The sequence below is a fragment of the Methylobacterium sp. M6A4_1b genome (genome assembly GCF_053345175.1).
Genome location: NZ_JBKEZQ010000009.1, coordinates 97,653 through 111,101, shown reverse-complemented (window position 1 = coordinate 111,101; position 13,449 = coordinate 97,653). Strand labels below are relative to the sequence as shown.

13 protein-coding genes are annotated in these 13,449 nt (G+C 72.5%); 9 read left to right on the top strand and 4 right to left on the bottom strand.

Annotated features, from left to right (window positions below):
• Positions 1 to 11 precede the first annotated feature (11 nt).
• The 7 genes from crtI (at position 12) to ACLBWX_RS11470 (ending at position 7,778) form a co-directional block, all read left to right on the top strand.
• Entirely contained in the window at positions 12 to 1,592 is a 1,581-nt protein-coding gene (crtI, locus tag ACLBWX_RS11500; protein ID WP_447677196.1) for a phytoene desaturase family protein, read from the top strand.
• The gene (locus ACLBWX_RS11495) at positions 1,589 to 2,020 is read left to right on the top strand and encodes a DUF2141 domain-containing protein (RefSeq protein WP_447677195.1); all 432 of its coding nucleotides are present in this window, start codon (positions 1,589 to 1,591) and stop codon (positions 2,018 to 2,020) included. The genes crtI and ACLBWX_RS11495 overlap by 4 nt, the downstream gene beginning before the upstream one ends.
• 7 nt (positions 2,021 to 2,027) lie before the next feature.
• Positions 2,028 to 2,996, top strand: coding sequence for an ABC transporter ATP-binding protein (locus ACLBWX_RS11490; RefSeq protein ID WP_447677194.1), 969 nt, complete (start codon positions 2,028 to 2,030; stop codon positions 2,994 to 2,996).
• Positions 2,993 to 4,186 carry an ABC transporter permease gene (locus ACLBWX_RS11485; RefSeq protein WP_447677193.1) on the top strand — a complete coding sequence of 398 codons (1,194 nt, stop codon included), beginning with the start codon at positions 2,993 to 2,995 and terminating at the stop codon, positions 4,184 to 4,186. Before ACLBWX_RS11490 ends, ACLBWX_RS11485 begins: the two co-directional genes overlap by 4 nt.
• A gap of 124 nt (positions 4,187 to 4,310) precedes the next feature.
• Positions 4,311 to 5,837, top strand: a complete 1,527-nt coding sequence (locus tag ACLBWX_RS11480) for a phytoene desaturase family protein (RefSeq protein ID WP_447677192.1) — start codon at positions 4,311 to 4,313, stop codon at positions 5,835 to 5,837.
• 58 nt (positions 5,838 to 5,895) lie between these two features.
• Entirely contained in the window at positions 5,896 to 6,648 is a 753-nt protein-coding gene (locus tag ACLBWX_RS11475) for a lysophospholipid acyltransferase family protein (RefSeq protein WP_447677260.1), read from the top strand.
• On the top strand, positions 6,648 to 7,778 hold the full coding sequence (locus tag ACLBWX_RS11470; RefSeq protein ID WP_447677259.1) for a glycosyltransferase: 1,131 nt from the start codon (positions 6,648 to 6,650) through the stop codon (positions 7,776 to 7,778). The genes ACLBWX_RS11475 and ACLBWX_RS11470 overlap by 1 nt, the downstream gene beginning before the upstream one ends.
• Here the strand turns inward: ACLBWX_RS11470 and cutA are convergent.
• Positions 7,757 to 8,089, bottom strand: coding sequence for a divalent-cation tolerance protein CutA (gene cutA / locus ACLBWX_RS11465; RefSeq protein ID WP_447677191.1), 333 nt, complete (start codon positions 8,087 to 8,089; stop codon positions 7,757 to 7,759). The two genes, ACLBWX_RS11470 and cutA, sit on opposite strands and share 22 nt — an antisense overlap.
• A 136-nt stretch (positions 8,090 to 8,225) precedes the next feature.
• Between cutA and ACLBWX_RS11460 the strand changes: the two genes are divergently transcribed.
• A complete protein-coding gene (locus ACLBWX_RS11460) occupies positions 8,226 to 8,996 on the top strand; it encodes an NAD kinase (RefSeq protein ID WP_447677190.1) in 771 nt (256 codons plus the stop codon).
• A gap of 7 nt (positions 8,997 to 9,003) precedes the next feature.
• Here the strand turns inward: ACLBWX_RS11460 and ACLBWX_RS11455 are convergent, their stop codons facing one another.
• The 3 genes from ACLBWX_RS11455 to ACLBWX_RS11445 all read right to left on the bottom strand — a co-directional run bounded on the left by ACLBWX_RS11455 (position 9,004) and on the right by ACLBWX_RS11445 (position 12,288).
• Positions 9,004 to 10,665 carry a DUF2336 domain-containing protein gene (locus tag ACLBWX_RS11455; RefSeq protein WP_447677189.1) on the bottom strand — a complete coding sequence of 554 codons (1,662 nt, stop codon included), beginning with the start codon at positions 10,663 to 10,665 and terminating at the stop codon, positions 9,004 to 9,006.
• Positions 10,662 to 11,768 carry a lytic transglycosylase domain-containing protein gene (locus tag ACLBWX_RS11450; RefSeq protein WP_447677188.1) on the bottom strand — a complete coding sequence of 369 codons (1,107 nt, stop codon included), beginning with the start codon at positions 11,766 to 11,768 and terminating at the stop codon, positions 10,662 to 10,664. Before ACLBWX_RS11450 ends, ACLBWX_RS11455 begins: the two co-directional genes overlap by 4 nt.
• A gap of 103 nt (positions 11,769 to 11,871) precedes the next feature.
• Positions 11,872 to 12,288 carry a rhodanese-like domain-containing protein gene (locus ACLBWX_RS11445; protein ID WP_447677187.1) on the bottom strand — a complete coding sequence of 139 codons (417 nt, stop codon included), beginning with the start codon at positions 12,286 to 12,288 and terminating at the stop codon, positions 11,872 to 11,874.
• Positions 12,289 to 12,374: 86 nt separating this feature from the next.
• Here ACLBWX_RS11445 and ftrA point away from each other — a divergent pair, with 86 nt between their 5' ends.
• Entirely contained in the window at positions 12,375 to 13,370 is a 996-nt protein-coding gene (ftrA, locus tag ACLBWX_RS11440) for a transcriptional regulator FtrA (RefSeq protein ID WP_447677186.1), read from the top strand.
• Positions 13,371 to 13,449: the final 79 nt, after the last annotated feature.

The window sequence follows — 13,449 nt, the reverse complement described above, 5'->3', positions numbered from 1 at the left end:
AGTTGCGAGCGTTGTTGCAGTCACGGGACGGCTTACGGACCCTGTCCGGACGCCGCGTCATCATCGTCGGTGCCGGTCCCGGCGGCCTCGCCACCGCACTCCTCCTCGCCCGTGCCGGCGTCCACGTCACGCTGCTGGAGAAGGATCCGGCAGTGGGCGGACGCACGAAGACCGTCGAGGCCCCCGGCGGCTTCCGCTTCGACATCGGCCCGACCTTCTTCCTCTATCCGCAGATCCTCGCCGATATCTTCGAGACCTGCGGCGAGCGCCTCGAGGACCACGTCAAGCTCGAGCGCCTCGATCCGCAGTACCACCTTGTGTTCGAGGCGGGCGGCGAGATCCGCGCCACCAACGACATGGACCGGCTCGAGGCCGAGGTGGCGCGCATCGCGCCCGACGACGCCAGGAACGTGCGCAAGTTCTTCGCCGACAACCGGGTCAAGCTGAAGTTCTTCAAGCCGGTCCTGGAGCAGGCCTTCCACACCCTTCGGTCCATGGCCTCCCCGGCGATGATCGCCGCCCTGCCCCACCTCCATCCGGGGCGCAGCGTCGACAAGGACCTGCGGCGCTACTTCAAGGACCCGCGGGTCCGTCTCGCCTTCGCATTCCAGACCAAGTACCTCGGCATGTCGCCGTTCCGGTGCCCGAGCCTGTTCACCATCCTGTCGTTCCTCGAATACGAGCACGGGGTCTATCATCCGGTCGGCGGCTGCGGCGCCGTCTCGGAGGCGATGGCGGGTCTCGCCCGCCGGATGGGCGTCGACATCCGCCTCGGGGCGGGCGTCGAGCGGGTGCTGTTCGACGGCAGGCGCGCCAGTGGCGTCGTCTGCAACGGCGAGACGCTGCAGGCCGATGCGGTGGTGATCAACGGCGACTTCGCCAAGGTCATCCAGGATCTCGTGCCGCAGCAGCACCGCCCGCGCTGGCGCGACGCCAAGATCGAGAAGGCGCGTCTCTCCTGCTCGACCTTCATGCTCTATCTCGGCCTCGACGGGCCCATGCCTGAGGCGCTCGGCCACCACACAATCCTGCTGTCGGAGGATTACGCCCGCAACATCCGGGAGATCACCGACGGCATCCTGCCGATGCAGCCTTCGCTCTACGTGCAGCATGCGGGCTTCACCGACGGCGGCATGGCGCCCCCCGGCCAGACCAGCCTCTACGTGCTGGTGCCGGTGCCGAACCTGAAGGCCGGCATCGACTGGAAAGGCTTGCGCGTCAGCTATCGCCAGCTCGTCCTCGACCGCCTGAAGCGCCTTGGCCTCGGCGATATCGAGCAGCGCATCCGCTACGAGCGCATCGTCGACCCGACGGAGTGGCGCGACGACTTCTTCGTGCACGAGGGCGCGACCTTCAACCTCGCCCACGACCTGATGCAGATGCTCTATTTTCGCCCGCACAACCGCTTCGGGCCGGGCCTCTACCTCGTCGGTGGCGGCACCCATCCGGGCTCCGGCCTGCCGGTGATCTACGAGGGAGCGCGCATCACCGCCCGCCTCCTCATCGAGGAACTCTCGGCTGGACGCGTCGGGGCCGCCAGCGCCGGCATTCCCACGACCGCACCGCTCGCCGCCTCGGGCGACGCCACTTGAGGCGGTCGCCGCGGCTCCTGGCGGTCGGCTGCGCCCTCCTCCTCGTTTCGGGGGCGGCCCGGGCCGCCTCCGTGGCGCTGGAGGTCGAGGGCATCGAGCCCGGCGGCCTCCTCTCCGTCGCGCTGTGCCAGGACGGGCTGTCCGAGGCCGATTGCCGGATCGGGCAGCAGGCGCCGCCCCGGGCCGCTGCGCAGCGCTTCGTGTTCCAGAACGTGGCGCCCGGGATCTACGCGGCGGTGGCCTACCAGGACACCAACGGCAATGGCCGCCTCGACCGGACCGGCCTCGGCCTGCCCCTCGAGCCCTACGGGTTCTCCGGCGAGTCGTCCCGCTCCGCCCGCCCCGACTTCGCGCGCGCCCGCTTCATCGTGCGGGAGCCGGGCGTGGGCGTGCGGGTTCGCCTGTCGCGCGCCCTGCCGCCTCGCTGAGCGCTGCATGAGCGTCCGTTCCGAGCCGCTCCTGCGCGTGGCCGGGGCCGCCCTCGCCTATCGGGGCACTCGCGTGCTGGAGGGCGTCGACCTCGCCCTCGGCGCCGGCGAGACCCTCGCCCTCCTCGGCCCCAACGGCGCCGGCAAGACATCGCTGATGCGCCTCGTGGCCGGCCGGCTCGCCCCGAAGGCCGGCAGCGTCCGCGTGGCCGGCGACGATCCGCACCGGACTCCATCGGCGCGCCGGGCCATCGGCTGGGTGCCCCAGGAGATCGCCCTGTATCCCCGCCTCTCGGTCGCGGAGAACCTGTCGGTCTTCGCCCAGCTCGCCGGCATCGCCCGACGCGAGCGCGCCGAGGCGGTGGCAACCGGCATCGCGCTCTGCGCCCTCGCCGAGGTCGCCCGGCGCCCGGTCGGTCTGCTCTCGGGCGGTTACCAGCGCCGCGTCAACATCGCCGCCAGCCTGATGGCACGCCCGCGCCTCGTCCTCCTCGACGAGCCGACGCAGGGGGTCGACCTCCACGCCCGCGCGGCGATCCACGCGGTACTCGGGCGCCTGCGCGAGGCCGGCACCGCGCTCCTCGTCGCCACCCACGACTTCGCCGAGGCCGAGCGCCTCGCCGACCGGGTCGCGATCCTGGCCCGCGGGCGGATCGTCACCGACGGCCGCCTGTCCGACCTCCTGGCCCGCATCCGCGCCGATGCACCCGAGCACGAGGCGGTCCTCGCCGCTCCCGCCGATGCGGCGGCGGACACGGTCCTGCGCCGGACGGGCTTCGTCCCCGTCGATACCGGCTCGACTTGGCGGGCGCGCCGCCTGAGCGGTTCGCTGCGCGACGGCGCGAACCTGCTCGGCGCCCTCCGGGACGCGGGCGTGCCCATCGCCGAGATCCGCATCCGCGCCCCCGGGCTGGAGGCGGTCTATCGCGAGGCGCTGGCAGGCGATGGAGCCGGTATGCGGGAGACCGCCGCATGATCTCGGCCGCTTTCCGCGTGATGCTGCTCGGCCTGATGCGCGACCGCGCCGCCCTGGTCATGGCCTTCGTGCTGCCCACCGTGATCTTCACGATCTTCGCCGCGATCTTCTCGGGGGCACTGGGCGACCGCATCCGCATCCATGTCGGCCTGCTCGACCTGGCTCGGACGGCGACGACGCAGCGCCTGATGCAGGCGCTGGAGGCGGATCCGTCCCTGCGTGTCGGGCGCCTCTTAGCCGCCGACCTCGATGGCGCCGTCGCGGCGGTGCGCCGGGGCGAGGTCGATGTCGCGCTGGTGCTGCGCGGTGACCTCGATGCCGGCTCGACCCGTGCCGACCAGCCCGTGGTCCTGATCGAGAGCCCCGCCAAGGCCCTGGCCACCCCGATCGCTCTCGGACAGCTCCAGCGCGTCCTCAACGAGGCCCTCCCCGACGTGGTCCTGGCCCGGATCGTCGCCGACGTGGAGCGCTCGGGTAAGATCGGCCCGGACGAGCGCGCCTTCCTCAACTCCGCCTTCGCCGAACAGCGCGCCCGCAAGGAGCCCTTCGCCTTCGCGTCCCTGGTGGAGCGGCGCAGCACCGCCTCGGGCGCGACGAACGACCGGGTCAGCTACTATGCGGGGGCGATCACGGCGGTGTTCCTGCTTTTCGCCGCCATGCAGGGCGCCCTTTCCCTCGTGGACGAGCGCCAGTCCGGCCTCGCCGACCGGCTCATGGCGGGGCCTGGCGGCCTCGCCGTGGTGGTGCTCGGCAAGTTCCTGTTTCTGGTGGGCCAGGGTCTCGTCCAGGCCGGGCTGATCTTCGGCGCCGCCGCCATCCTGCACGGGGTCGACATCCTGCCTCATGCGGGCGCCTGGCTGGTGACCTCCGTCCTGGTCTCGGCCATGGCGGCCGGCCTCGCGCTGGCCGCCTGCGCGGCCTCCGCCACCCGTCAGCAGGCGCATCTGGCGGCCACCTTCGGCGTGCTGCTCCTCTCGGCGGTGGGCGGCAGCATGGTGCCCCGCTTCCTGATGCCGCCCTGGCTGCAGGCGGCCGGCTGGCTCACCCCCAATGCCTGGGCCATCGAGGGCTACCAGAACGCCCTCGGCGAGGGCTGGGCCGCCGCCCTGCCCGCCTGGGGCGTGATGGCCGCCGTGACGGTGGTGGGCCTGGGAATGGCGCTGGGGCTGGTGTCGCGGCGAACGATCTAGGATGGTACGGGCGAAGACGGCGTCAGTCCGTGCCGCGACCGGTTAGCGCGTTGACCGCGCGGCGATCCGGTCTAGCTTCATGCATGGTATGGGCTTTCGGACCGGCCCGGGGAGTGAAACGAACATGCGGGCTGGGTCTTCGGTCGCCGTCGTCGGCGCAGGGTTGGGCGGCCTGGCGGCTGCCTGCGTGAGCGCCGCGCGCGGCCACAAAGTCACGCTCTACGACAAGAACGACTGGCTCGGCGGCAAGGCCGCGGTCCTGCACGAGGGCGGCTTCCGCTTCGACATGGGGCCGACCATCCTCACGGTGCCGAAGGTGCTGGAGCGGATCTTCCAGGAAGCCGGGCGCGACATCCGCGACTACCTGGACCTGCGCCGCCTCGATCCGCAATGGCGCTGCTTCTTCGACGACAACACCCAGCTCGACCTGATGGCCGACGTGCCGACCATGGCCGCCGACATGGAGCGCTTCGCCCCCGGCACCGGCGCCGGCGAGGGCTACAAGAAGTTCCTCGAGATCTCCGAGCACCTGCACGACGTCTCGAACAAGTTCTTCTTCTGGAAGCCGGTCGAGGACCTGTTCGACACGATCAACATCCGCGCCAACATGAATCCCGGCACCCTGCGGGACGTGCTGTCCCTGCGCATGGGCTCGTCGGTGGCGGGCACCATCCGCTCGAAGGTGAAGGATGCGCGCCTCGCGCAGATGCTCGACCATTTCGTGCAGTATGTCGGCTCCTCGCCCTACGGCGCCCCGGCCGTGCTCTGCGCCATCGCGCACATGCAGACCGCCGAGGGGGTCTGGTACCCGATGGGCGGCACCCGCGCGGTGGCCGAGGCCCTGACGAAGCTGGCTTCCGAGCTCGGCGCCACCCTCCGGCCCGGCGACGAGGTCTCGGGCCTCGCCATTGAGGGCGGCGCGGTCAAGGGAGTAAAGACCGCCTCGGGCATCACCCCGGTCGACGCGGTGATCTCCAACATGGACTCGGTGCGCACCTACCGCGAACTCGTCGGCGGCGACGTCGGCAAATCCTACGAAAAGAAGAGCTTCGAGCCGGCCTGCTCCGGCGTGGTGCTCTATCTCGGGCTGAACAAGCGCTACGAGCACCTGAACCACCACGACTTCGTCTTCTCCCGCGACCCGGAAGAGGAGTTCGACTACATCTACCACAAGGGCGAGCCGGCCCCGGACCCGACCGCCTATCTGGCGGCTCCCTCCGCCACCGACCCATCGGTGGCACCCGAGGGCGGCGAGGCGCTCTACGTCCTCGTCCACACGCCCTATCTCCGCCCGCATCACGACTGGTCGAAGATGTTCCCGGCCTACCGGCGGGTCATCCTCGACAAGCTCAAGCGCACGGCCAACATGCCCGACCTCGAGGAGCGTATCGTCGTCGAGCGCCATCTGACCCCGCAGGACATCCACGAGCGTTACAAGGTGCTCAATGGCGCGATCTACGGCCTCGCCTCCCACGGCAAGTTCATGGGCGCGTTCAAGCCGGGCAACCGCTCGCGGCAGGTGCGCGGCCTCTACCTCGCCGGCGGCGCGGCCCATCCGGGCCCTGGCATGCCGATGGTGATGATGTCGGGCTGGATCGCGGCGGATGCCCTCGACACCGACGCACGGGGCGAGGAGCGCGCCAGCGCCTGAGGGCCGTCCCGTGTCCCGCGAGGACGGCCCCGCCCGATCGCCTGCCCTGTGGCGTTTCATGGTCGGGTATTTCGACCGTTACGTGCGGCGCCACCTCAACGCCCTGCGGCTCGCCCGCTGGGGCGTGCCGGCCTGCGCCGATCATCCCGGCCCGGTCGTGGTCTACTGCAACCATCCGGCCTGGTGGGACGCCGCCGTGGTCATCCTGCTCGCCGGGCGTCTGTTCCCCCGTCGCGAGAGCTACGCGCCGTTCGATGCGCGGATGCTGGAGAAGTACGCGGTCTTCGCCCGGATGGGCGCCTTCGCGGTGAACCTCGAATCCGCCCGCGGCGCGGCTCAGTTCTTGAAGGCGACGCGGCGCATCCTGGGGGCGCCGAACCGGATGATCTGGATCACCGCGCAGGGGCGCTTCCAGGACGTCCGTGCCCGGCCGCTGGCCCTGCGCGCCGGCGTCGGCCGCCTGCCGGAGATCGCCCCCGACGCGCTGTTCGTGCCGCTGGCTCTCGAATACGCCTTCTGGGAGGAGCGCGGTGGCGAAGCCTTCGCGGCCTTCGGCACGCCGGTGACGGGCGCCGCCCTCCTCGCCCTGCCCCGGCCGGAGCGGCTCGCCCGGATGGAGGCGGAGCTGACCGCGACCCTCGACCGCCTCGGCACCGACGTGATCGCGCGCGAGGCGGGCCGCTTCACGCCGCTCGCGTCCGGTGCCAAGGGGATCGGCGGGATCTACGATCTCTGGCGGCGCCTCGCCGCGGTCCTCGCGGGGCGGCGCTTCGAACCGGCCCACCGCCAGAAGGGAGATCCGGTTCCGTGATGCTCGGTCTCGCGATCCTGGCCCTCGCCTGCGCGGCTTTGCCCGCCCTCGTCGCCTGGGTGAACCTCTCGATCCTGCGGACGCCCGAGCCGGACCTCGACGTCCGGGCCCGGGTCTCGGTCCTGATTCCGGCCCGCAACGAGGCCGCGGTGATCGCCGCGACGGTGCGGGCGGCCCTGGGCAGCGCCGGCGTCACCCTCGAGGTCCTCGTCGGCGACGACCATTCCACCGATGAGACCGCCGCCATCGTCTCCGCCATCGCCGACGAGGATCCGCGCCTGCGCCTCGTTCCCATCCCACCCCTGCCCGAGGGCTGGACGGGGAAGAACCACGCCTGCGCGCGCCTGGCCGAGGCCGCGACCGGGACACATCTCCTGTTCGTCGATGCGGATGTGACCCTCGCACCGGCGGCGGCGGCCTCCCTCGCCGCCCATGCACGACGGACCGAGAGTGCCCTGGTCAGCGGCGTACCGCGGCAGCGCATGGGCTCGCTGGGCGAGCGCCTGACGGTGCCGATGATCAACTTCCTGCTTCTCGGCTACCTGCCGATGGCGATGATGCGCGCGTCCCTCCGCCCCAGCCTCGGGGCCGCCTGCGGCCAGCTCGTCCTCGTCGAGCGCGAGGCCTACGCGGCGATCGGTGGCCACGGCGCCGTGCGCGGCAGCCTGCACGACGGCGTCGTGCTGCCGCGCCGCCTCCGCCAGGCCGGCTACCCGACCGATCTCGTCGCCGGCCACGCCCTGGCGACCTGCCGGATGTACCGTGGCTTCGACCAGAGCTGGGCCGGCTTCTCGAAGAACGCCCACGAGGGTATGGCGACGCCGCGGGCCCTGCCGGTCTGGACCCTGCTGCTGGCCGGCGGACACGTGCTGCCGTGGCTCTTGCTGCTGGCGGGCCTGCTCGGTCTCGGATCCGGCCACGCCGCGTTCCTGGCCTTCGCGGCCGCCCTCGCCTCCCTGGCGACCCGCGCCGCGATCACGCTCGTCACCCGCGAGCCCCTGGGGACGATTCTCCTGCATCCGGCGACGGTCCTCGTCGCCCTGGCGATCCAGTGGAACGCCCTCCTCCGGCGCAAGGGCAGCGGCACGCCCCTGTGGAAGGGTCGAAGCTACCCGATCGGCGGCCCTTGAGTCTCTGCCGCGATCCAGGCCGCGGTATCCGGGTCGGCCCCCGCCACGGGCAGGTGCAGGATGATCGGCGTCTCGTAGGGGTGGCGGGCCTTCAGGGCTTCGCTCAAGGCCTCCGCCAGGCCCTCCCGGCTCTTCAGGATCGCGACGACCTCGGATCCGTGCTCCACCGCGCCCTTCCAGGCGTAGACGGAGAGCATCCCCGGCAGGACGTTGACGCAGGCCGCGAGGCGCAGCCGCACCAGCGCCTCTCCGACTGTCAGGGCGGTACCGGCATCGGGGAAGGTGGTGTAGACGAGAAGCGGCCGCTCCATGCTATGGGTCTCCGACCAGGGCTCTGCCGCTCCACCGGCGGGAACGGGCCGGCGGGGATGCCGGCAGGACTGGAATCGGGACGCTGGAGCGAATGCTCCGCGTCGGCAAGGTGGTCGGCAAGGCGGATGTGAGCCCATGGCCCGGCGTTTCGAACGGCTCGCCTTCGTCGCGAGTCCCACGGAGGACGCCCGCCAGGCGGCCGCGACCCTGATGCGCCGCTACGACCACGTGCCGCCCGACGAGGCGGACGTGGTGGTGGCGCTGGGCGGCGACGGGCTGATGCTCCAGACCTTGCACCGCTTCATGCATGCCGGGAAGCCGATCTACGGCATGAACCGTGGCACCGTCGGCTTCCTCATGAACGAGTTCCGCGAGGACGGCCTGATCGAGCGCCTGGAAAGCACCAAGCGCAGCATCATCCATCCGCTGATGATGGAAGCCGTGGATACCGAGGGGCGCCGGCATCAGGCCCGCGCCCTGAATGAGGTCTACATGCTGCGCCAGACGCACCAGACCGCCAAGCTGCGGATCTCGGTTGACGGCCATGTGCGCCTGCCGGAGCTCATCGCGGACGGCGTGCTCGCAGCGACCCCGGCCGGGTCCACCGCCTACAACCTGTCGGTGGGTGGCCCGATCCTGCCCCTCAACGCCCGGCTCCTGGCCCTGACGCCGATCTCGGCCTTCCGGCCCCGGCGCTGGCACGGGGCCCTGCTGCCGGATCATGCCCGCATCCTCATCGAGGTGCTCGACGCGGCGCACCGGCCGGTGGCGGCGGTGGCCGACCACACCGAGTTCCGGCGGGTCTGCACGGTGGAGACCTGGCTCGACCATGCCACCAGCCTGACCCTGCTGCACGACCCCGGCCACAGCCTCGACGAGCGTATCCTGCGCGAGCAGTTCGGCTGATCGCCGGTCAGGCGGCGAGCCGCGCCCGGTCCTCCCGGTAGCTCGCGATCAGCGCCTCGGGGATCGCATCGAGCACGACCTCCGTGGCGAGTGCGCGGTTGCGCGCGCGGCTTCCCTCGAACTCGGCGAGCAGCGCGTCGGAGAGACCGTCGAGGATCAGGCCCACCGGATCGGTCCGGGTCGCCTCGTCGCCGGAAGGTGCCCGGCCCGGAACGGCGGCCTGGATCTCTGCATCCGCGACGGCGTCCGCTTCCACCGGCGCCTCCGGGACCGACCCTTCCGCCACCGTTGGCAGGTTGTCCACCGTTGGTAGGTCCTCCAGAGCCGGGACGGTCGCCACGATCGGGATCTCCTGCGCGATTTCCTCCGTGATCTCCCCGGCCTTCTCGGCGCCGTGTTCGGGGGCCGCTTGAGCCTGTGCGGTCTCCACCGCCTGCGGGACGTCCCAGTCCACGAGGACCTGACGCTGGGCCTCTCGCCACTCGCCGTCGAGGATCTCGCGCTCGATCCGCAGGATCTCGCTCCGCTCGGCCTCGGCGGCGATTTCGCGGGCCAGCACCCGCGCCTCGTCGCGGGCGGCCTCCGCCTCGAAGCGGGACAGGAGGGCCATGACGCTCTGCGCCTCGGCGAAGGGCATCGTCTCGCAGGCGGTCAGCGCCCGCTCGATCATCAGACGCGACAGGCCCGCCCCGGCGCTGGTGATGGTGCCCTGCCCGGCTTCGCGCCAGGCCGAGAGCGCCGCGCTGAAGGCCGGCAGCAGAACCGGCGGCAGTCCGGCCTTGCGGTGCAGGGCCGCGAAGGCGGCGCTCGAGGCATCGTGCATCAGCCCGGCCACCCGGCGGACCGGGAGACCGGCGAGGTCGGCGAGCGCCATCTCGGCGAAGGCCATGTTGCCGGAGAGGATCGCCCGCAGCAGAAGGCCGGCATTGAGCTGGCCTTCGGCCTTGAGGTGGGCGACGAGGCGGGCGAGGTCGACGGGATGGGCCTCGGCGCAGAAGGCCAGGGTCGTTCGCTCCTGCGCCTCGCGACTGGCGCGCGCGCTGCGGGCCGGCGTGAGCCAGCCGGACGACACCGCGAAGGCGGAGAGCGATTCGGCGAGGCGCGTGGTCACGCTCTGGCGTACCTCGAGGGGCAGGTAGGGCCGGGCCAGGACCGCCTCGCGCAGGGCGGCGACGTCGCCATGGCGCTCCACCATCCGCATCAGGCTGCCGGTGGTGATGTGGGCGCTGCGGTTGCGGGCCAGCACGACCAGAGCCTCGGCCTCGGCGATCTCGGCAAGCGCCCCGGCGACGGCCGGTGACAGGTCGATCCGGCTCGCGATGGCGCGGCGAGCGGCGACGCACCCGATGGCGACGCCGTCGACGAGATCGGCATCGCTCAGCACCGGTGAGCGGGCCAGCACCAGGGTGGCGATCTCGGCCTGGTCGCCCGCCAACGCCACGATCAGGGTGCGCGGAGCGTTCGCGCAGGCCGCGCAGGCTTCGGCCAGGGTCCGGCGCACCAGGCTGGAGGGATCGTCGAGGAGGGCGAGGAGCGCGGCTTCCGCCTCCCACGCCACGTCCTCGCCGAGACCGCCATAGAGATAGGCGCGGGCCAGGGCACCCGCGGCCTCCGCCCGTCGCGCCGCGGAGGTGTGCTGCGTCCAGGCGAGGAACTGGCGGATGATCATGAGCCGCTCCGGATCGTGAAGAGGGACAGGTCGAGGGGAGCGCCGGCGCGGGCCGGCTGCGCGGAGGCGCCGAATTCCGCCGGACGGCGCGGCGGCAGCGGCGTTCCGATGAGGGCCGCCGTGGCGGCGGGAGCGGCGGGAGCGGCGCTGGCGGCGACGGCCGGGGCGGCGAGGGGCGCGGGCGCGCCTTCGGTGCCGTCCGAGCGCGGAAAATAGGTCGGTGCGGCGCGAGCGGGCTCCGGACGGCTCGCCTCCTGCCCGGCGCCGCGACCCTGCCAGAGGCGCGCGACCCCGGCCGAGACGCCGCCCTGCTGCCGAGGATCGGTCTGGAACATCGAGCGCAGGCCGCCCTCGTTGAGGGAGGCGTAGGCGGTGGTGCCTTCGGGCAGCGCGATCGTGGCGGTGGGCGTGCTCGGCGCGGTGCCCGAGCGGGCCGTGGCGAGGTGGGCGTAGAGTTCGGCCGCGCCGCGCGGACGCCCGGTCCGGTCGTAGAACAGGCCGCGATTGGCGGCGGCCGCCTCCGGCATGTCGAGGGCGGCGGCCCGGGCGGGGCTCGCCTGGGCCGTGGCGATGAGGGCGGCGGCTCCGCGCGCGCCGAGCACGTGGGCGGCGTAGAGGTCGCCGCCGGTGGGCTCGCGCCCGAGGGCGCTGGTCAGGGTCTCGCGGTTCCGCTCGGTGAGAGCGCCCGCCATGGTGGCGGCGATGCGGGGATCGCGGCGCAGGTCCAGAATGGTCTGCTTGGCCGCCGGGTCGCTCACCGTGTAGGTGCCGTCGGCCCCCTTGGTGATCGCGTCCGCATAGGTTCCGAGGCCGAGCCGGGGCCCGGCGGTCTTCATGGTGCCGAGCCAGGTCTGCTCGATGAACTGGAAAAGCCCGGTGGCCGAGGAGGTCGCGGCCTTGGCGGAGGGATCGAGGGAGGATTCCCGCTGCGCCGTGGCCAGGAGATAGTCGAAGCCCGCGCCGGAGGTCTGCGCCCCGTCGCGGATCGCGTCGACGACCCCGCCCTGCGCGCCCGCGCGCCCGGCAGCGCTGTCGCGCGTACCCAGGTCCCGGCTGGCACCGGGATCTCGGGCATTGGCGGGAGGCGTCGTGAACAGGAACATGGCCGTCCGGCTGGGGGCGGACCCAGGCGCCGCCCCGACGGCAACTTTGTTCTCCCTATGGTAAAGGAAGGTTGAAGAGCCGACTGTCCGCTGCTGCCCAGTTTCAGGATTCACCCATCGGCGAAAGGTCTTCTGCGAAGGCCAGGCCCTCGTCGGCCCAGCCCGTGAGCCCGCCGAGCATGAGCTTGACCGGTCTGTCGAGCTCGGCGAGCCGCAGGGCCGCCCGGTCGGCCCCGTTGCAGTGGGGGCCGGCGCAGTAGACCACGAACAGCGTGTCCGCGGGCCAGGCGGCCAGCCGCTCGGCGGTGATCAGGCGGTGCGACAGGTGCACCGCGCCCGGGATATGACGGCGCCGGAACGCCGCCTCCGACCCGACCGCGTGTAGCAGGACGAAGTCGGCCGGATCGGCCGCCAGGGCGGATGCCACGTCGGCACAGTCGGTCTCCAGCGCAAGGCGTCGCCGGAAGTGATCGCGCGCGATGGCGGGCGGGCAGGCGGGGATGGCGGTCACGGCACTCATCGTCGGTCTCCGTCTCGGGGCCGGACAGACCTAGCAGCGGGCGTGGGACTTGGCGGCGGGCCGGATTGCCAGTTAGCGTCCCGATCATGCCAAACCCGCTGGCCCGCCTCGCCCCCGCCGACCGCCTCGTGGTGGTGCTGGCCTATGACGGGCTCTGCACCTTCGAGTTCGGCGTCGCCGTGGAGATCTTCGGTTTGGCGCGCCCTGAAATGGGACCGGACTGGTACCGCTTCGCCGTGGCCGCGGTCGATCCCGGTCCGATGCGGGCCGAGGGCGGGGTGCGCCTCCTCGCCGATGGCGGGCTCGATCTCCTGGACCGGGCCGGCACCATCGTGGTTCCGGGCTGGCGCGGCGCGGAGATGCCGGTGCCCGAGCCCCTCGCCGCCGCCTTGCGCGGGGCCGCCGCCCGCGGAGCGCGCATCCTGTCGATCTGCTCCGGCGTCTTCGTCCTCGCCGCGGCGGGCCTCCTGGAGGGGCGCCGCGCCACCACGCATTGGCGCCATGCCGCGGCGCTGGCGGCACGCCATCCCGGCATCCGCTTCACCCCCGACGTGCTCTACGTGGACGAGGGCGCGATCCTGACCTCCGCCGGCTCGGCTGCCGGGATCGACCTCTGCCTGCACCTCGTGCGCCGCGATTTCGGGCCGTCCGCCGCCAATGACGTCGCGCGGCGCCTCGTCGTCCCGCCGCACCGCGACGGCGGCCAGGCCCAGGTCGTCGCGGGGGCGGTCCCGGCGCTCCACGAGGCGGCGCGGATCGGCCCGCTGCTCGACGCGATGCGGGCGGAGCCGGCCCGCGAATGGCCGGTCGCCCACCTCGCCGACCGCGCCGGCATGAGTTCGCGGACGCTTCTCCGGCGCTTCTCCGCCGCCACCGGCACGACGCCGGCCCGCTGGCTCCTCGACCTGCGGCTCGCCCGCGCCCGGGACCTGCTGGATCAGGCGGACGAGCCGCTCCAGGCCATCGCCGAGGCGGCGGGCTTCGCCACGGCCGCGAGCCTGCGCCGGCACTTCCGTCGCCGCTTCGCGGTGACCCCGGCGGCCTACCGGGCCGGCCGTATCGCGGATTTCGAAACGGCGTGAGGTGCCGCCGCCAATCCACGGCACTGAAACGCAAAAACGCCCCGAAGAGCGCTGGATCGGTTGGTCCTGGTTGGGAAAT